This window comes from Dyadobacter sp. BHUBP1 (assembly GCF_050587785.1).
In the GTDB taxonomy this organism is placed as follows: domain Bacteria; phylum Bacteroidota; class Bacteroidia; order Cytophagales; family Spirosomataceae; genus Dyadobacter.
This window is the reverse complement of record NZ_JBOBIH010000007.1, coordinates 173334-192567: the sequence shown is the minus strand read 5'-3', so window position 1 is coordinate 192567 and position 19234 is coordinate 173334. Positions and strand designations below refer to the sequence as shown.

Below are 19234 nucleotides of genomic sequence, written 5' to 3'. Positions count from 1 at the left end.
CGGCGCCAAAACATTACTTCCCCTCTGTAACCTGCCTGATCACCCGGAGCCAGTTCAAGCCCAGGATTTTTTTGATCCGCTGGTCGCTGTAACCCAGCCTTTGCATGGCCATGGTGATCTGCGGATAATCACTGATATCCTTGATCTCGCGGGGTAGCTCGGGGCCGCCGTCCAGGTCGGAACCGAGGGCAATGTGGTCTTCACCGACCAGGTTTACGCCGTAGTCTATCACCCTGGCGAGCTGGTCAACGTGCATCCAGTATTCATCGGGAATGGTGCCATTGTAGGTAAACGGCAGCTCGCGCGCAAACTCCTTATCGACCTCCTCGATGGTTTGCGTCGTAACCTGGGTGCTCAGGATCCGAGGCGTTTTAGGCTGCGGGTTTGGCTGGACTTTGACCGGATTGTTCGCCCGCTGCCACGCCCAGTATTTCGGATTGTTGAAAAGGCTGCCGAAATGCACCCCGATCACGCCGCCTTTTGCCGCAATAGCTTTGGCCGCTTCGTCGGAAATGCAGCGGGGGTGGTCCACTATTTTGTAGAAACCGCCGTGGCTGTAAATCACCGGGTGGCGGCTGGCCGCCACCGATTGCAGGATGGCGTCGTTGGACGCGTGCGCCACGTTGATCACCATGCCGAGCTTGTTCATTTCCCTGATCACCGCTTTCCCGTGTTCATTAATGCCTCCCCAGGTATAAACGTCATTGCACGCATCTATGAATGCATTGGTAGTGCTGTGGGCGGTGAGCTGCATTGAGCGCAGGCCGAGCTTGTAAAGTGCGCGGAGCAGATCCAGATCGCCGTAAAGATCATATCCGCCTTCCAGGTCCAGGAAAGCGGCCATTTTGCCCTTTTTGTTAATACGCTCAATGTCGGAAGCCGTTAGCGCGAGCTCGATGACGGCATTGTTCTTTTTGATCTGATCCAATGCCAGGTTCACCACGCGGAAGGTGTTCTTGTTTTCGAACCTTCCGGGGTAGTAGTTCTCAGGCGTGTAAACGGAGAAAAACATCGCGTCAAGACCGCCTTCTTTGGCCCTCGGGAGATCGACGGTGCCGTCGGGGTAGCGCTGACCGATGTCGGTTTTCAGCACAAGCTCACGGCTCATGACGTGCGTGTGCCCGTCCATGACGAACGCGCCGCGGTGCAGGTCCGGCATGGGTTTCGGGGAAGTCACCGGGTTGCTATTTTCGCTACCGGGAATGGGTAGCATTGATTTTATGGGAAAAACATTGCCGGCTGTCGGCAAAAGGGTCAAGGTCTTAATAACGTCTCTGCGTCTCATTTAATGTCGTTTTCGTCTTCTCAGGGTCGAATTGCAAGAAAGTACAAAAACATCATGCACTATTTATCGTCGTAATGACCTCTGGATGAAATAATGTCTACTGTGACGGTATGGTCGTCAATTGAATACAGGAGTCTATGCTTATCGGTTATCTTCCTTGCATACAATCCTGCGAGGTTATGCTTTTTGAGTTGCGGTTTTCCACGTCCTGTTTTAGGATGCTCCGCAAGTTCTTCTATTAACAGTTTTGCTTTTTATACGCCTCTGGTTCAGATCTTTTCAGGAACTGCAAATCTTCTTTTGCTTTGTCTGAAAAAACGATGGTATATATCACAGATTTTCAAAAAATGCGTCAAGTTCTTCTTTAGTCTTGATTACGGTGGACTTGCCTTCCCGGATCTCTTGCTGCGCGTCTTTTATGCGTTGGATCATTTCAGGGGAGAAATAGAGATCATCTTCGGAGACAGGGGTAAGCACATAAGTTTGCTTGCGCCCTCTTCTGATGACTATTTTCTCTCCTTTGTCGGCCATCTCAAAGAAGTCTTTTTGCCTTTCCCTGAATTGCCTGCTAGTTGTTTCTACGATTGCCATTGTGTACTTTTTTTGGTACACAAATATAAGTTTTTATGGTTGATTTATTGGATAATGAGCGAGCATATTCTTAGAGGACAAATCGCGTAGCGATGTAACATTGGTAGCGATTGACAGGTTAATTGTTAAAAAATCCCGTCAGGGATGCAACAGCAAAATATTAGCGCTAGCCATATGCCCGGTTGTTACATGCCCAGGGGCATTTTAACGGAACTTAAACATGCATTTGCTACCGACATTACATGCCTGACGGCATTTTATTCGATCATGCCCCGTTCCACGACGGCTTATCCACTCATTCAGTCATGCCCCGTTCCGCGGCGGATCACTCAATCATTCAAATTTACTCCCCGAACCCCCGCATATACGGCACGTTCGGTGGCCGCTCGCCTTTGTTGAACTGGGCGCCGCGCGTGGAGCGGTAGGTCATGTTCATGAACGGCGTTTCGATGCGGCGGCCGACGGGCGAGTAGACCCCGTTCTGCCAGTTGGATTCCATATTAAATGCGGTAATGCCGCTCGACAAAAGCAGCCGCTCCGCGTTGAACGGCTCTTTTTTGGTTACCATCGTTTCCACGATCCAGTGCGGCTGCGAGTTGGATGCATGGTATTGTGAAAACGGCCCCGGCCATTCAAGCATCGAAATGATCGTGGGCTCCTTATGTCCCTGGACCTCGCCAGCGTAGGTCCAGCCGACTTCCCGGGCGTTGTAAATGGCTGCTTTCGTACCATCGTTATATTCGACGATGCAGACATTCGGTTTTTCGATAGCCTGAAAATGTCCGGGTTTGAGGTTCATATTGGCGCGAACGGATTCAAGGAGCTTCGCCGCCCAGGGATTCTTTTCCGTCCATGTCCAGGTTTCCGGGCCACGGATGCATTGCACCGATTTTACGCCTGTCTCGCCGCCTTTCCGGCGTTCCACAAATGCCTGCAACACGTCGACGCAATGGAAGAGTGCACCCTCGTCCGGCGCGCCGCCGAGCATCACGGACGCCTTGATAGGCGTGTCGATATCGATTTCAATATCGGGCTTGCGATAGTGGACGGGAATGGATGAGCCACCCGTCAACGGGAAATTCAGTTCGCGCGATTTATCGAACATCCATTTGGCTTCGTCCCAGCTGTATGAAAGGTGTTTATCATTAAAAACAGGTATCGAGCGCTTGCTCTGCTCGAAAACCCGGATCACCTGCTGGTAAATCCACCAGCGCGGCAGCATCCACTGCCCTTTGAGCGTGGTCGCGTAATCACCATGTTCTCCTACGATCACCACCCCATCGACAGCGAGATCCTTCCCGCCCAGCGTAACGGCCTCGCCGACGGTTTTGAAGATCGGAATGTTTTTGGATTTACACACTTTCTGGCCCAGCAGGCTGGTGTCGAACTGGTGAATGTAAACCGATACCACCTCGATTCCCGAAGGTGTGTGGGCGCCCTGCCACCAGTAGCCGTCCATCAGCTTGGCAATGATCCAGTCGGCATGGGACCTCGTTGCGCCCCAGTAAGTGACGAGGCACGCGATGCGCGGTTTGACCTGGGCGGTACGCGGAGCAGCATCGGCCTTGATGCCTGTTAAAGCGGTCAAACCGGCGATGCCGGTAATGCCGAGCATTTCACGCCTGGTCAGGAGTGAAGGATCGGCTTGTTTCTTTTCCATGATCTTTAAGGTTGCAATGTTTAGGAATTGTCTTAAAGAGCCGAAAAATGTCGCCGAATACCCTTTTGACGCAAAAAATATGGATATAACGCTCGGGCAAATCGTTTGAAGCAGCGAAACAACGTGATACATTTGCGGAAAAAAGATCTTCACCAAAATTCTAAGAACCATGAGCCGGACGTCCATCAATTACATCGAATTCAATTGCAAGCGTATAGACGTCATCAAGGCATTTTACAGCAATGCCTTCGGCTGGACCTTCACCGATTACGGCGACGACTACACTGCTTTTGAAGACGGCGCGCTATCGGGCGGCTTTCACCGGAATGCGGAGGCGGCGGCAGGAGGAAACCCGCTGGTAGTACTATACACGAAAGACCTGGAAGGAATACAGGACAAAGTCATTGCCGCCGGAGGCACCATCACCGTTGAGATTTTCTCCTTCCCGGGCGGCAGAAGGTTCCATTTCGCCGATCCGGACGGCAATGTGCTGGCGGTCTGGAGTGAGTAGGGGTATTCATGAAAAAATATAAAAAAATGCTTGAATATTAGCTTTTTAATGATTTGGTGAATATATTTATGTTAACCAAAATTTATCGCTGAATCCGTTAGGAGGCGGGAGTTAATTATGGGGAAAGTCAGAAATATTCTCGAAACAAAGAAGACAGGACCAGTGTCTATTCGGCCGGACAACACTGTTTTCGAAGCTCTGGAACTGATGGCTGAAAAAAACATCGGCGCGTTGCTGGTAATGGAGCAGCAACGGGTCGTTGGAATCTTCACAGAAAGGGATTACGCACGTAAAGTTATCCTGAGAGGTAAGGCCTCTAAAGATTTATTGGTAGGGGAAATCATGACAAGTAATCCCCTGACGGTATCCTCGGATACAACTATTGAAGACTGCATGGCTTGCATGACCGACAAATTTATCAGGCATCTCCCGGTTATCGACGACGAACAACTCACAGGTATCATTTCCATTGGAGACGTAGTCAAATTCATCATCGAGGATCAGGAATACGTGATCGACAACCTGAAACATTACATCACGGGCATCTGAGCATTTCTTCACTTCCAACATCTTACCCATTTTATCACGCCAATCTGAGAGAATACAGTTCTTCTGCTGTTCACGTTTTCTAAATTGGATTGCTTATGGATCGTTTTAATGCGTCTGGCACGCCAGGATGGCCATTTTGGCTATATACTTTACTGGTTTTTGCATTACTGACATTGATTATTTCGCTTTCTTACTTTCTCGGTCAACGGCATCGTACAGCGGCGTCCGGGCAGCCCTATGAATCGGGGATTCTCGAAACGGGCTCCGCGCGGCTGCGCTTCTCGGCGCAGTTCTATCTGATCGCGATGATGTTTGTCATTTTCGATATCGAGGTGGTATTTATCGTGCTGTGGGCCCTGGCATTCCGTGAACTCGGGTGGCCAGGGTACCTCGGCATTTGTGTTTTTATAGGGTTACTGTTCGCCGTGCTGATCTACGAATGGAGCATCGGTGCATTGAACTTCGGGCCCGACGGGAAGAAAATCCTCAAAGCTTACCGCAAAATGCCCAAAGGGCAGGCATACCATGAACTGGTGGCTAAGTAAACCGTCCGATCCTACGGCGGCGACGCAGGGAACGGGTTCATTCGAAGAGGCTGTAGGGCAGAGCGTCATGCTCACGACTGTCCAGGATCTGCTGGCGTGGGGCCGGCGAAACTCCATGTGGCCGTTTCATTTCGGCCTGTCATGCTGTTTCGTGGAGATGGCCACCAGCATTACGAGCAAATATGACGTGGCGAGATTCGGCGCGGAGGTAATCCGGGGAACGCCCCGGGAAGCCGATGTGATGGTGATCGCCGGCACCGTTTTCGTGAAAATGGCGCCGATTATCAAGCGGCTGCACGAGCAGATGATGGAGCCCAAATGGGTGATTTCCATGGGTTCGTGCGCCAATTCGGGCGGGATGTACGATATCTACAGTGTGGTCCAGGGTGTAGATAAATTCCTTCCCGTGGACGTGTATGTACCGGGCTGCCCACCGCGGCCGGACGCGTTTATGCAAGGGCTCGTGCTGCTGTCCGAATCGGTAGGGAAGGAGCAGAGGCCATTGAGCTGGGCGATTGGTCCCCAGGGCGTTATCAGGCCCGAAAAGCCTGTAATGCGCGTGGAAAAGCAAGAGGAGAGGAAAAAGGTCGTTGATTTTCGTACGCCTGACACTGTTTGACATGGAAGATATCGATTCCGGTCTTGAAGATGCGCTGAGGGTCGCATTGGGCGAATCAGCTTTTAAAATAGAAATAAACACGGACGGGGTTACTACGCTGCACGTCAAAAAAGAGCAGGTAGTAGCCACGCTGAGGCACCTGAAAACGGGGATACCCCAGCCGTTCAGCATGCTTTTCGACCTCAGCGCCATTGACGAGCGCAGCAGGGCAACGGTGGCGCTGAATGGGTCTGTACCGCCGGATTTTACAGTTATTTACCATTTGCTCTCATTCGGTAGGAACCGGTTTATCCGCATCAAAGTAGCCTTGCACGGCGAGTACCCGTCCTTGCCGTCGGTTTGCGCCCTTTGGAAAAATGCGAACTGGTACGAAAGGGAGGTCTTCGATATGTTCGGAATACGGTTTGAAGGCCATCCGCACCTGCGACGTATATTGATGCCGTTAACCTGGGACGACCATCCTTTGAGAAAAGAACACCCCGCCCGCGCGACCGAAATGGGCCCCTTCCGGCTATGGGAGGAAAAGCAGGACCGGGAGCAGGAAGCATTGCAATTCAATCCCGAAGAATGGGGTTTGAAAAGGCATAGTGAAGATGCCGACTTCATGTTCCTGAACCTCGGCCCGCAACACCCCGGCACACACGGCGTGCTCCGCATTATTTTGCAGCTCGACGGCGAGGACATCGTCGACGCTGTGCCCGATATCGGCTTCCATCACCGAGGGGCCGAAAAAATGGGTGAACGACAGTCCTGGCACACCTACATACCCTATACCGACCGGGTGGATTACCTGGGTGGCGTGATGAACAACCTGGCCTATCTGCTCGCAGTGGAAAAGCTGGCGGGCATCCGGGTGCCCCCGCGCGTCGAAGTGATACGGGTAATGCTCTGTGAATTGTTCCGCATTGCCAGTCATCTGGTGTGGTATGGTACATTTGCCCAGGACCTCGGGCAGCTCTCGCCGGTATTCTACATGTTTACCGACCGGGAAAAGATATTCGATATTATTGAAGCCGTTTGCGGCGCGAGAATGCACCCCAACTGGTTTCGCATCGGCGGCGTGGCCCAGGATCTGCCAGTGGGCTGGGATAAGCTGGTACGCGATTTTGTGAATTACTTTCCCAAACGGCTCCGCGAATACGACCAGATGGTGATGCGTAACAGCATTTTCCAGGCCCGCACCGTGGGCATTGGCATCTACACGCTCGAAGAAGCGATTGAATGGGGTGTGACCGGCCCGGGATTGCGCGCGTGCGGATTTGAATGGGATTTTAGGAAAAAACAACCCTATTCGGGCTACGAAAACTTTGATTTCGACATTCCTACCGCCCAAAACGGCGACTGTTACGACCGCGCACTGGTGCGGGTGCAGGAAATGTGGCAGAGCCTGAAAATCGTCGAGCAATGCCTGAACAACATGCCGGAAGGACCCTACAAATCGGACCACCCGCTCACGACGCCGCCCATTAAGAAAAATACGATGCAGGACATCGAGACGCTCATTACGCACTTCCTCAATGTGAGCTGGGGGCCGGTGATTCCCGCGGGTGAAGCCATGAGCTGTATCGAGGCCACCAAAGGCGCCAACAGTTATTACCTGACCAGCGACGGAAGCACGTCGGCATACCGCGTCAGGATCCGGACTCCGTCGTTTCCGCACATGCAAATGCTTCCGTATATCAGTAAGGGTTACACGGTAGCCGACCTGCTGTCCATTCTCGGCAGTATCGATTATGTTTTGGCTGATATAGACCGATAATCAACAAACTATTTTGTCATGATCGCCCAGGAGACACTCACACCCGAAGAAATGGCGGAGATTGACCATGAGATCGCGCTCGTACCTATGCGGCGTGCGGCGGCTATCGAAGCGCTCAAAATCGTGCAGCACCACCGCGGATGGATTTCCGACGACAGCCTGCAAGCCATCGCCGGTTACCTGGAAATATCGCCGGAAGAGCTCGACAGCGTGGCTACTTTTTACAATCTCATTTTCAGAAGGCCCGTCGGCAGAAATATCATTCTGCTTTGCGACAGCATTAGTTGTTATGTGATGGGTTATGAAAAAATATACGGGCAAATACGAGCCAGGCTGGGCATTAGCTTCGGGCAAACGACCTCTGACGGCCGGTTCACGCTCCTGCCTAATGCCTGCCTGGGTACCTGTGATCACGCGCCTGCGCTGATGATCAACAACGAGCTGTTCCGCGACCTGACGGAAGAAAACCTGGACGAAATACTGGACCGATATCACTGATGCCATGGAAACGCCTCTCACCCAGCATATCAGCTTCGATCGCCCCTGTTACAATCTCCGCGATTATGAAAAGAACGGGGGCTATCAGGCATTGAGGAAGGCACTTTCACTGTCGCCGGAGTCGATTACCAACACGGTACAGGCGTCGGATTTGAAAGGAAGGGGCGGAGCGGGTTTCAACACAGGTATGAAATGGAGCTTTGTGCCGATGAACGGGCATTATCCGGTTAAATACCTGATCGCGAATGCCGATGAAATGGAGCCAGGTACTTTCAAGGACCGGATGCTGATGGAGGGAAACCCGCACCAGCTCATCGAAGGTATGATCATTTCGGCCTTCGCGATCCAGGCCAGCATTTCGTACATATTCCTGCGCTGGGCCTACAAAAAGGCCGGCCGGCTGCTCACGCACGCTATTGGGGAAGCCTATGCGGCGGGTTATCTGGGTAAAAACATCCTGGGAACGGGCTACAACCTGGAAATGCACCTGCATACGGGCGTCGGTCGCTACATCTGCGGGGAGGAAACCGCATTGCTTAATGCATTGGAAGGCAAAAGGGCCACACCGAGGGCCAAACCGCCTTTCCCGCAGGTAAGCGGGCTATTTGGCAAGCCGACGATCGTCAACAATGTCGAAACGCTCTGCAACATCCCGCATATCATCAATAATGGGCCGGACTGGTTCAAAAGCCTGGGAAAAGGCAATGACGCCGGGACGAAGATTTACGGCGTGAGCGGGCGTGTCAAAAGACCCGGCCTCTGGGAGCTGCCGATGGGCGTTTCCATGCGGGAGCTGATCGAGGATTGCGCCGGTGGAATGGCTAACGGATATCGTTTCAGGGGGGCATTGCCGGGAGGTGCTTCCACGGACTTTCTGGTGGAGGAGCATCTGGATATTAACCTCGACTACAAATCCGTAGCCGCGGCCGGTAGCAGGCTTGGTACCGGCACGATGATCATTCTCGATGACCACACTTGCCCCGTAGGATTTGTCCATAACCTCGAACATTTCTTCGCGCAGGAGTCGTGCGGGTGGTGTACGCCCTGCCGGGAGGGTTTGCCGTGGACGGAGAAGATATTGCTCTCTATCGAACGCGGCGAAGGCAGGCCGGAGGACTTGCAGCTGCTTGAAACGCACACGCGGCTGTTGGGGCCGGGGAATACATTCTGCGCGCTGGCACCCGGTGCGATGGAGCCGCTGCAAAGCGCGCTGAAATATTTCAGAGAGGATTTTGAAAAGCATATCGATCAAAAAAAATGCCCCTGGCGGTAAACTATCATGGTACGCATTTACATCGATCAGAAGCCTTATGACGTAAAGCCGGGTAAAAACCTGCTCGAAACGTGCCTCACGTTAGGCCTTGACCTGCCGTATTTCTGCTGGCACCCCGCAATGGGCTCGGTAGGAGCGTGCCGCCAGTGCGCCGTCAAGCTTTTCAAGGACGAAAATGACAAGACCGGCCGCCTCGTGATGGCCTGTATGGAAGGTGTACGGGATAATATGTACCTGTCCGTAAACGACGCCGTCGCGCACGATTTCCGGTCACAAAATATCGAATGGCTCATGAGCAATCACCCGCACGACTGCGCGGTATGCGACGAGGGCGGTTCGTGCCATTTGCAGGATATGACGGTTATGACGGGCCATGCTTACCGGCGTTTCAGATTCCCGAAAAGGACTTACCAGAACCAGTACCTGGGGCCATTCCTGCACCACGAAATGAACCGCTGCATCCAGTGCTACCGCTGCGTGCGGTTTTACAAGGATTATGCGGGAGGAAAAGACCTGGACGTATTTGCAGCGCATAACCATATCTATTTTGGAAGGGAAAAAGATGGTGTGCTTGAAAATGAATTCAGCGGTAACCTGGCGGAAGTTTGTCCCACGGGCGTTTTTACCGATAAGACCCTGCGGGAGCATTATACCCGCAAATGGGACATGACCATGGCTCCGTCCATCTGCCAGCATTGCAGCCTGGGGTGCAATATCATCGCCGGTGAACGGTATGGCGCGCTCCGGCAGATAACCAACCGGTTCAACGGCGCTGTCAACGGTTATTTTATTTGCGACCGCGGCCGGTACGGCTACGAGTTTGTCAATGATCCTGGGAGGGTAAGGCAGCCGGTTATCCGCTCGGAAAAGGAAGGCCGAAACCTGTTCGAAACTCTGAGCAGCATTCTGACCGAAGGCCGGCTGATCGGCATCGGCTCGCCGCGGGCCTCGCTGGAAGCTAATTTTGCATTGCGGCGGCTGGTGGGTGAAGCTAATTTTTACCAGGGCATTCCCGAAAACGAAGCCAGGCTGCTCCGTAAAATACTGGCGATCCAGCACAGCGGGCACGTTTATACGCCCTCGCTGAAAGAAACCGAATATGCCGACGTGACGCTGGTACTGGGTGAAGATCCAACCAATTCAGCTCCGCGGATTGCACTGGCATTAAGGCAGGCTGTGCGTACCAAACCGCTCGAAAAAATAACCGGGCCCAACATCCCGCTTTGGAACGACGCGGCGGTGCGGGAGATGATTCAGGATGAAAAGGGAGAACTTTTCATGGCATATCCTGTCAATACCAAACTTGACGAAGTAGCGTCGGGTACGCTTCATGCCGCGCCGGAAGATATTGCACGTTTGGGTTTTGCTATTGCCCATTACATGGATGACAGCGCGCCCGAGCCGGAAGGAATGAATGCCGGGGCGCTGGAATCGGCCAGGCGCATGGCGGATCTGCTGCAAAAGGCGGAAAGGCCGCTGATCGTGTCAGGCATGTCGCTTTTCAATGAAGACATTATCCAGGCCGCCTATCAGATCGGGCAGGCATTGGAAAAAGGGGAGAAGAAAGCCGCATTGTGTTTTGTAATGCCCGAATGCAATTCCGCGGGGCTTGCGATGATGCAGGCGCCGTCGCTGGCCATGGCGATGAAAGCTGCGGAGACCGGCAATTTCGACACGGCGGTCATTCTGGAAAATGATTTGTACCGCCGGGCGGAACGGTCTGAGGTCGACCGGTTTTTGAATGCATTTAAAAACACCATTGTACTCGACCACCTGGAAAACGACACCGCCCGTATGGCAACGGTGCTGATCCCGACGGCCACTTTTGCGGAAGGAGAGGGCACGCTCGTCAATAATGAGGAGCGTGCGCAGCGGTTTTTTCAGGTTTTTATGCCTAAAAACGAACATATCCGGGAAAGCTGGCGCTGGCTCGACGAGTTCCGGCAATTCCGGGATGGCACGAAACCCGACGAGCTGCGGGAACTGGATAACCTGTTGGAAGAACTCGTGCACGCCATGCCGCAATTCAAGGGAGCGGAAACGGCAGCGCCGCTGTCCGACTTCCGGATTAATGGCCAGCGCATTCCCCGGGAACCGCACCGGTTCAGCGGCCGCACGGCCATGCTTGCCCATGTGGCGGTGAGTGAGCCCAAGCCGCCGGAGGATACCGATTCGCCGCTCTCATTTACCATGGAAGGCTACCGCGGGATGCCGCCTGCCCCTTTGACACCCTTTTACTGGTCACCGGGCTGGAACTCGGGCCAATCGGTCCACAAGTACCAGAGCGAAGCCGGCGGACCATTACGCGGGGGGGATCCGGGCGTCCGATTGTTAGGTGGAGGAATACACTTTTCAAATGGTTTTCAAAGCACTATTCCGCCTGCGTTTGAGCGGCGGGAGAATGAAATGGCATTGGTACCGCTAGCGCACATTTTCGGTTCCGAGGAGCTCAGTGTACTCTCACTATCGGTGGAAAGCCGTGCTCCGCACCCTTACATTGCCCTGAACATGCAGGACGCAGAACGCCTGCATACCGCCGAGGGAGCTATTTTAAGAATGCGAATCGGCGACCGGGTTTTTGACCTGCCGGTAATCCTGAAAAATGAATTGCCCGAAGGCATTGCCGGGCTGCCGTATAATCTGCCGTCAATGTCGGGTATCGCATGGCCTGCGAAAGGCGTCCTAACCAACACAGCCTCATGAACGAGATCCTGAAATATACTCTGATGATCGTCATCATTCTTTTTACGCTGACGACGATCGCAGCCTGGCTGATCTGGTTGGAGCGCCGGATGCTGGCGCTCTGGCAGGACCGTTATGGTCCGAACCGGGCAGGGCCATTCGGTTTGTTTATTGTCGTAGCCGACACGATCAAGCTGTTTTTCAAGGAAGACTGGATACCGCCGTTTGCCGAAAAAGCCGTTTTTGTTTTTGCCCCGGCCATTGTGGCCGCGGCTGTATTGCTGAGTTTTGTGGTAGTTCCATTTGCGCCGGACATTCTGGTGGCCGACCTGGACATCGGATTGTTGTTCTTCCTCGCGATGTCGTCGCTGGGCGTGTACAGCATTGTACTCGGCGGCTGGGCTTCCAACAACAAATACTCGCTGCTGGGCGCCTTGCGCGGGGCTTCGCAGATGATCAGCTATGAAGTTTTCATGGGACTTTCTCTGATGGGTGTGGTGATGCTTTCGGGTTCATTCCGGCTGACAGACATTGTGATGGCGCAAAAGGACCTCTGGTTTGTGGTAACGCAGCCAGTGGCATTTGTGCTTTTTCTAACAGCCGGAATAGCCGAAACGCACAGGCTGCCTTTTGATATTCCCGAAGCGGAAAGCGAGCTGGTGGCGGGCTTTCACTCGGAGTATTCAGGTATGAAATTCGGCATGTTTTTCATCGGGGAATACCTGGGTATCATCCTGATTTCCGCGATGGTAGTCACTGTTTTCTTCGGAGGATGGCTTGGGCCGGTTTTGCCGCCGGTGGTATGGTTTACGCTCAAAACGTTCGTTTTTATCATTTTCTTTATTCTGCTGCGGGCTTCGCTTCCACGTCCCCGGTATGATCAGCTGATGGAATACGGCTGGAAAATCATCCTGCCCATTGCCCTGCTCAATCTACTCGTCACCGGTGGAATTACCTTGCTGAAAAACTAACCATTAACCCAATGCGTCATGATCAGCTTACTCAGATCGATTGGTCTCATTTTCCTGCACATGTTCAGGAAGCGCGAGACTATCCAATACCCGGAAGAAAAAGTGGTGCTGCACCCGCGCTGGCGGGGGCGGATCGTGCTCACGCGGGATCCCGACGGGGGCGAGCGCTGCGTAGGCTGCTACCTTTGCGCGGCGGCCTGCCCGGTCGACTGCATCTCGTTGCAGGCCACCGAGGACGAGAATGGCAGAAGGTATCCCGCATTTTTCAGGATCAATTTTTCGAGATGTATTTTCTGCGGCTACTGCGAGGAAGCCTGCCCCACGTACGCGATTCAGCTCACGCCTGATTTTGAAATGGGCGAATACAACCGGCAGAACCTGGTGTATGAGAAAGAGGACTTGCTGATCGACAGCCAGGGGAAATACCCGGGTTACAACTACTACAAAGTGGCAGGCCTTGCCGCCGGTGTGAAGGGCAAAGGGGAAGGCGCGAACGAAGAGCCGCCGGTGGATATACGCAGTTTAATCCCGTAAAACTATGGAAATCGCTTTCTATATCGCCGGTACCGTTGCCCTGGTAGCCACACTGATGGTCATCACGCGGCATAACCCCGTTCACGCGCTCTTATACCTGAATGTGTCGCTGCTGGCGCATGCTATGCTTTTTTACCTGCTCGGTGCATCGTTTGCGGCATTGCTGGAAATCATCATTTACGCGGGGGCGATCATGGTCCTTTTCATTTTCGTGGTGATGCTGCTGAACCTGGGAAAGGAGACGGCCGAGCAGGAGCGAAAGTGGCTGAAACCCAAAATATGGATGGGACCTACGGTGTTGGCTGCCGTATTGTTCGCCGAATTTCTGGCGCTCGTTTTATCGTCCGGACAGGATACTTACAGCCCGGCGGTGGTAAGTCCGCGTGAACTGGCGGTGTCATTGTACCGCGAATACCTGATCGGCGTGGAACTGGCAGCGATGCTGCTCATGGCAGCGGTAGTAGGCGCCGCGCACATCGGCCGTCATAAAAAACTGGTGCTGCACCGGTTTTTGCAGATAGATAAGGAAAAAGAAGAAGAGAAACACCAAGAAGCTGTGCTATGAAAACAACTGTTTCAGCCGAAGTGGTAGTATTGCTGGCGGGCTTGCTATTTGCATTGGGGATCGTCGGGGTGATCATCCGGAAGAATATCATTTTCATGCTCCTGTCGGTCGAGATCATGCTCAATGCATCGGGGCTGGCATTTGTGGCCGCTGGTTCCCGGTGGGGGCAGCCCGATGGCCAGGTGATGTTCGTGTTCATTCTGGCCATGGCGGCCGCCGAGGTGTCCATCGGCCTGGCGCTGATCCTGCAAATCTACCATCAGCACAAATCGCTGGATATCGACAATCTGAGAGAAATGAATGGGTGACTAGCCCGCAAACTGAAAGCTCATGGACAAGTATCTGTGGCTCATACCCGCCCTTCCGCTCGGCGGATTTCTGATCCTCGCAGTGGCTGGGAAACAACTTTCCCGCCCGTCGGTGGCGATTGTCGGAGCGGGCAGCATCTGCCTTTCCGCTTTGGTGACCTTCGTTGTCGGGGGGGCATTTCTGGCCGGTATGCCGGCAAGCGCTGTATACACGCAGACTTTATGGACGTGGTTCGACGTGGGCGCGTTCAACGCGAAGATTACCCTCACGCTCGATGTCCTTTCCCTGGTTTTTGTATTTGTCATCACCTTTATCGGCGCGTTGATCCACGTCTATTCCACGGCATTCATGGAAGCGGACCGGGACTACGCCCGTTTTTTCGCGAGCATGAACCTGTTTGTGTTTTCGATGCTGGTACTGGTGCTGGCCGATAATCTGTTGCTGATGTACCTGGGCTGGGAAGGGGTAGGACTATGCAGCTATCTGCTGATCGGCTTCTGGTATGAACAGCCTTCCAACGGGAATGCGGCACGTAAGGCATTTATCGTTACCCGCATCGGCGATGCAGCCATGGCCATCGGGCTGTTTATGGTTTTCCAACAGGCCGGTACCCTGGTTATTTCCGACATTGATGCCAATGCTGCCACAATCTGGCAACCCAATAGTACCGTCATAACGGTTACTGCGCTGTTGCTGCTGGCCGGGGGACTTGGCAAATCGGCCCAGCTTCCGCTGCAAACCTGGCTGCCCGACGCCATGGCAGGGCCCTCTCCCGTGAGCGCGCTCATTCACGCGGCCACGATGGTGACCGCGGGCGTGTACCTGGTAGCGCGTATGCATGCGATATTCGCCCTCTCGGAAACCGCCCGTCTGGTGATTGCCGTCGTCGGAGCGGCGACCCTGTTGCTCGCCGGACTCACGGCCCTTACCCAGTACGACATCAAGCGGGTACTGGCTTATTCGACCATCAGTCAGATCGGCTATATGTTCCTCGCACTGGGTGTAGGCGCCTGGACGGCGGCGATATTCCATTTTATGGTCCATGCATTTTTTAAAGCATTACTCTTTCTCGCTGCGGGAGCCATTATAGAATCGCTTCACCACGAACATAATATGTTTAAAATGGGGGGATTGAAAGACAAAATGCCGGTGGTTTTCTGGACATTCCTGGCGGGTGCGCTGTCCCTGGCCGCGGTGCCGCTCATTAGTGCCGGGTTTTACAGTAAGGACCAGATTCTCTGGTATTCCTGGACGGCCAACGGCGGGAGCCCGGTGCTTTGGATGGTTGCCCTGTGTGGTGCATTGATCACCGCTGCCTACACCACACGCATGATGATCCTGACATTCTGGGGCGAAGCACACACGCCGGTCGGGCATCTGCCGGGCAAACGCATGACGATGCCTCTCGTTATACTAGCGGTATTTTCGATTTTCGCCGGATTTATCGAGCTGCCGCATAATTTCGGGCATTTTACCCTTTTCTCGGATTTACTGCGCCCGGTATTGCCGGAGACGGTTATGCAGGCCGACATCCCTTCGGAATGGTTGTTTCAGCTTTTGGCAGCGCTGGCTACACTGGGTGGTGTATTTCTCGGATACCACTATTACTACCAGCAGCCTGCACGCATTGAAAGCCTTCGCAGGAACGGCTTGCTGGCAAGCCTTTACCGGTTCTGGTTCTCGGGCTGGGGTTTTGACGCCCTGTACGACCGCTTGCTGGTAAAGCCATTTATTTTCATTTCCAAAATCAATAAGTCGGATGTTACCGACCGGCTGTACACTGGCATTGCTGCTGCGACCGGGGAGATGTACAAGGTGCTTTCAAGAACGCAATCCGGATCGCTCCGGTGGTATATCATGGGTCTGGTGGTTGGTGCAATTCTCATCCTGGGTATTCAGATAATGCTATGACACTGGTACTTTTGATCACGGTTTTAATGGCCGGCGCTGTGGCGGCGGTGATCGCGGGAGAGTGGAACAGGCACCTACCGCGCTGGATCGCATTGCTGGCCAGTGCCGCAGGGCTGCTGCTGGTCATGTTCCTTTGGGCCAATACCTTGCCGCATTCGGTGACGGACGGCCAATGGCTCATGGATTTCCGCAAAGAATGGATCCCTTCTTTTGGCATAACCTTTCACCTGGCGGTCGACGGGCTGAGCTTGCTCTTACTCGCATTAACCTTTTTCCTGGGTGTGCTGGCCGTCCTCTGTTCGTGGGATGAAATCCGCGAGAGGACCGGCTTTTACTACTTCAACCTACTCTGGATCCTGGCGGGTGTGGCGGGGGTATTCATGGCGATGGATCTGTTCCTGTTCTACTTTTTCTGGGAGGTAATGCTCATCCCTATGTACTTCCTGATTGGTATATGGGGTAGTGAAAACAGGGTGTATGCCGCGTATAAATTCTTCATTTTCACGCAGGCGAGCGGGCTGCTGATGTTCCTGGCCATATTGGGCCTGTATTTCATCCACGGCCGCGACACAGGTAATTACACGTTCGGATATTTCGAGCTCGTTGAAACGGTAATTCCATTCAAAACCGCTTTCTGGCTGATGTCTGGCTTTATGATCGCCTTTGCCGTCAAGCTGCCCGTATTCCCATTTCATACCTGGCTGCCCGATGCGCACGGGGAGGCGCCTACTGCCGGAAGTCTCATTCTGGCAGGATTGCTGTTGAAAACCGGGGCTTACGGCATGCTGCGGTTTGTAGTCCCCATATTCCCCGAAGTAGTGACCGACGTGGCTGTTCCGGCGATGGTGCTGGGCGTGGCGGGTATTGTTTACGGGGCTGTAATGGCCTATTCGCAGACCGATTTAAAACGGCTCGTGGCATTTACGAGCGTGAGTCATATGGGTTTTGTCATCACAGGAATTTTCGCATTAAACGAATTGGCCTTGCAAGGAGTGGTGATGCAGCTGGTAACCCACGCCCTGAGCACGGGCGCATTGTTTTTGTTGGCCGGGATGATTAAGGAGCGGCTGCATACCCGCGATATCGGACAAATGGGCGGGCTCTGGGGGCCTATGCCCCAAATGGGCACCATCGGACTGCTATTTGCAATGGCCTCACTCGGTTTACCGGGCCTGGGCAACTTCGTGGCCGAATTTCTGATCTTGCTCGGCGTTTTCCAGGCGCAGCCGTGGATCACCGTTGCCGCGGCCTCCGGGCTGATATTCTCAGCCGTGTATTCATTGCGTATTGTAGGCAAGATATTCCTGGGGCCGCGCAGGACGATGGAAGCCGTTCCCGATTTTTCATTCAGGGAAATGCTGATCATGGCGGCACTCACGGTTTCAGTGGTATGGCTCGGGTTGTTTCCGCAGCCGGTGATCAACACAGCCCGGCCTGCGATCACGGAGCTGATCCGGTTTATGGATGTTCATAGTACGGCTTCACATCATCAGTCTTATGTCAAATAACGATTTTTCCGCGCTGATGCCGCTCATGGTGCTGGCTGGCGCATCGGTTCTGGTGATGTTGTTGATCGTAGCGCGGCTGAGCCACCGGATCATCCAGCTTGTCAGCCTGCTGCTTTTTGTAGCGGCATTCATTTCCCTGCTCAATATCCGCGGAATGCTTCCTTATGAGGTAGGTTCGCTGTTTATGATTGATAGTTTCGGCGCCTTCATGACCGGGCTGATCATTTTTTCGGGATTGGTGGTCAACGTATTCTCCTACATCTATTTTCAGGAAAAAGAGGAAGGGCCGAAAGAATATTATGTGCTGCTTTTCCTGTGTACGCTGGGCGCGTGCGTGCTGGCACTGAGCGAGCATTTCGTATCGCTCTTCCTGGGGCTCGAAATCCTCACCATCGGCTTGTACGCGCTCATTGCTTATCTGCGCACACGGAATCATAGCATTGAGGCGGGGATCAAATACCTTGTACTGGCGGCGTTTTCATCGGCTTTCCTGCTTTTCGGAATGGCCCTGGTGTATTTGCAAACGGGTACGATGTCGTTTGCGGGAATGGCTGATGTGGTCGCAGCCGAAAGTGTGCCTCCATTGCTGCTTACCGGGCTGGGCCTGATGCTGGTGGGGCTGGGTTTCAAGTTGGCCGTAGTGCCGTTTCATATGTGGACGGCCGATGTGTACCAGGGCGCGCCGGTGCCTGTTACGGCATTTATTGCCACCGCCTCCAAAGGCGGGGTCGTGGCGGCCATGCTGCGCTTTTTCATCGCCATCGACGGTTTCCGCTCCGAGCCGCTGCAGATGGTCGTATTTATCATTGCCATTGCGTCGATGGTGGCAGGTAACCTGCTGGGATTGAGGCAGAAAAATATCAAGCGGCTGCTCGCCTATTCCTCCATCGCACACCTGGGGTATTTGTTGGTAGCCTTTATTCCGGGCAGCGCCGTGGTACCGCAGGCGGTCAGCTTTTATCTGCTTACTTATTTCATCACCACTTTTGCCGCATTCGGCGTCATTACCATTCTGTCTGACTCGGAATCCGATGCCGATGACCTGGGACGTTACAAGGCATTGTTCTGGAAGCACCCCGCACTGGCGAGCATACTAAGCATCGCCATGTTTTCCCTGGCGGGCATTCCGCTCACGGCGGGTTTTACGGGGAAATTTTACGTACTCACAACGGGTATCGGACAGGGATTCTGGCTGCTGGCCGTTGTGCTGGTACTGAGCAGCGTGGTCGGGCTCTATTACTATCTTCGGGTGGTTACGACGCTGTTTGCGGGTACCCGCGACCTGCTGCCGGACCCTCCGGCCCAATATCCCGTTTTTCTGGGAATCAGCATGGCCGTCCTCTCCATTCTCACTTTTGCGCTGATCTGGCTGGGCGTCTATCCCGACAGTGTGATCGGTGTCGTTCAGGGGCTGCAATTGAAATAGGCCTGTTGTTCGGACTTTCAGGTGCCGACCTCATCCTG

The 19234-nt window shown here is 53.7% G+C and carries 19 protein-coding genes; 15 read left to right on the top strand and 4 right to left on the bottom strand.

Annotated features, from left to right (window positions below; translation table 11 throughout):
- Nucleotides 1–13: 13 nt before the first annotated feature.
- The 4 genes from ACQ4MZ_RS24510 to ACQ4MZ_RS24495 all read right to left on the bottom strand — a co-directional run bounded on the left by ACQ4MZ_RS24510 (nt 14) and on the right by ACQ4MZ_RS24495 (nt 3536).
- Nucleotides 14–1213 (bottom strand): dipeptidase, encoded by a 1200-nt coding sequence (locus ACQ4MZ_RS24510; RefSeq protein ID WP_430849516.1) that lies wholly within the window; start codon nt 1211–1213, stop codon nt 14–16.
- 131 nt (nt 1214–1344) lie between these two features.
- A complete protein-coding gene (locus ACQ4MZ_RS24505; RefSeq protein WP_430849769.1) occupies nt 1345–1524 on the bottom strand; it encodes a type II toxin-antitoxin system YoeB family toxin in 180 nt (59 codons plus the stop codon).
- A 91-nt stretch (nt 1525–1615) separates the two neighbouring features.
- The gene (locus ACQ4MZ_RS24500; protein ID WP_223407407.1) at nt 1616–1876 is read right to left on the bottom strand and encodes a hypothetical protein; all 261 of its coding nucleotides are present in this window, start codon (nt 1874–1876) and stop codon (nt 1616–1618) included.
- Nucleotides 1877–2219: 343 nt separating this feature from the next.
- Nucleotides 2220–3536, bottom strand: a complete 1317-nt coding sequence (locus tag ACQ4MZ_RS24495) for a hypothetical protein (protein ID WP_430849514.1) — start codon at nt 3534–3536, stop codon at nt 2220–2222.
- A gap of 169 nt (nt 3537–3705) precedes the next feature.
- Between ACQ4MZ_RS24495 and ACQ4MZ_RS24490 the strand changes: the two genes are divergently transcribed.
- The 15 genes from ACQ4MZ_RS24490 (at nt 3706) to ACQ4MZ_RS24420 (ending at nt 19196) form a co-directional block, all read left to right on the top strand.
- On the top strand, nt 3706–4047 hold the full coding sequence (locus ACQ4MZ_RS24490) for a VOC family protein (RefSeq protein WP_430849512.1): 342 nt from the start codon (nt 3706–3708) through the stop codon (nt 4045–4047).
- Between the two features lie 117 nt (nt 4048–4164).
- Nucleotides 4165–4596 carry a CBS domain-containing protein gene (locus ACQ4MZ_RS24485; RefSeq protein WP_223407401.1) on the top strand — a complete coding sequence of 144 codons (432 nt, stop codon included), beginning with the start codon at nt 4165–4167 and terminating at the stop codon, nt 4594–4596.
- Between the two features lie 95 nt (nt 4597–4691).
- Nucleotides 4692–5141 carry an NADH-quinone oxidoreductase subunit A gene (locus ACQ4MZ_RS24480; protein ID WP_430849509.1) on the top strand — a complete coding sequence of 150 codons (450 nt, stop codon included), beginning with the start codon at nt 4692–4694 and terminating at the stop codon, nt 5139–5141.
- The gene (locus ACQ4MZ_RS24475; protein WP_430849507.1) at nt 5122–5760 is read left to right on the top strand and encodes an NADH-quinone oxidoreductase subunit B; all 639 of its coding nucleotides are present in this window, start codon (nt 5122–5124) and stop codon (nt 5758–5760) included. The genes ACQ4MZ_RS24480 and ACQ4MZ_RS24475 overlap by 20 nt, the downstream gene beginning before the upstream one ends.
- Nucleotide 5761: 1 nt before the next feature.
- On the top strand, nt 5762–7519 hold the full coding sequence (gene nuoC / locus ACQ4MZ_RS24470; RefSeq protein WP_430849505.1) for an NADH-quinone oxidoreductase subunit C/D: 1758 nt from the start codon (nt 5762–5764) through the stop codon (nt 7517–7519).
- 18 nt (nt 7520–7537) lie between these two features.
- Nucleotides 7538–8017, top strand: coding sequence for an NADH-quinone oxidoreductase subunit NuoE (gene nuoE / locus ACQ4MZ_RS24465; RefSeq protein WP_430849503.1), 480 nt, complete (start codon nt 7538–7540; stop codon nt 8015–8017).
- 4 nt (nt 8018–8021) lie between these two features.
- The gene (gene nuoF, locus ACQ4MZ_RS24460; RefSeq protein ID WP_430849501.1) at nt 8022–9290 is read left to right on the top strand and encodes an NADH-quinone oxidoreductase subunit NuoF; all 1269 of its coding nucleotides are present in this window, start codon (nt 8022–8024) and stop codon (nt 9288–9290) included.
- Between the two features lie 6 nt (nt 9291–9296).
- A complete protein-coding gene (nuoG, locus tag ACQ4MZ_RS24455) occupies nt 9297–11993 on the top strand; it encodes an NADH-quinone oxidoreductase subunit NuoG (protein WP_430849499.1) in 2697 nt (898 codons plus the stop codon).
- Complete coding sequence (gene nuoH, locus ACQ4MZ_RS24450) at nt 11990–12943, top strand: NADH-quinone oxidoreductase subunit NuoH (protein WP_430849497.1); 954 nt, start codon at nt 11990–11992, stop codon at nt 12941–12943. The genes nuoG and nuoH overlap by 4 nt, the downstream gene beginning before the upstream one ends.
- An 18-nt stretch (nt 12944–12961) precedes the next feature.
- Entirely contained in the window at nt 12962–13477 is a 516-nt protein-coding gene (nuoI, locus tag ACQ4MZ_RS24445) for an NADH-quinone oxidoreductase subunit NuoI (protein WP_090383672.1), read from the top strand.
- A 4-nt stretch (nt 13478–13481) separates the two neighbouring features.
- Nucleotides 13482–14042, top strand: coding sequence for an NADH-quinone oxidoreductase subunit J (gene nuoJ / locus ACQ4MZ_RS24440; RefSeq protein WP_430849495.1), 561 nt, complete (start codon nt 13482–13484; stop codon nt 14040–14042).
- A complete protein-coding gene (nuoK, locus tag ACQ4MZ_RS24435) occupies nt 14039–14350 on the top strand; it encodes an NADH-quinone oxidoreductase subunit NuoK (RefSeq protein WP_430849493.1) in 312 nt (103 codons plus the stop codon). The genes nuoJ and nuoK overlap by 4 nt, the downstream gene beginning before the upstream one ends.
- Nucleotides 14351–14372: 22 nt before the next feature.
- Nucleotides 14373–16262 carry an NADH-quinone oxidoreductase subunit L gene (nuoL, locus tag ACQ4MZ_RS24430; RefSeq protein ID WP_430849491.1) on the top strand — a complete coding sequence of 630 codons (1890 nt, stop codon included), beginning with the start codon at nt 14373–14375 and terminating at the stop codon, nt 16260–16262.
- A complete protein-coding gene (locus ACQ4MZ_RS24425) occupies nt 16259–17770 on the top strand; it encodes a complex I subunit 4 family protein (protein ID WP_430849489.1) in 1512 nt (503 codons plus the stop codon). Before nuoL ends, ACQ4MZ_RS24425 begins: the two co-directional genes overlap by 4 nt.
- Nucleotides 17760–19196 carry an NADH-quinone oxidoreductase subunit N gene (locus tag ACQ4MZ_RS24420; RefSeq protein ID WP_430849487.1) on the top strand — a complete coding sequence of 479 codons (1437 nt, stop codon included), beginning with the start codon at nt 17760–17762 and terminating at the stop codon, nt 19194–19196. Before ACQ4MZ_RS24425 ends, ACQ4MZ_RS24420 begins: the two co-directional genes overlap by 11 nt.
- Nucleotides 19197–19234: the final 38 nt, after the last annotated feature.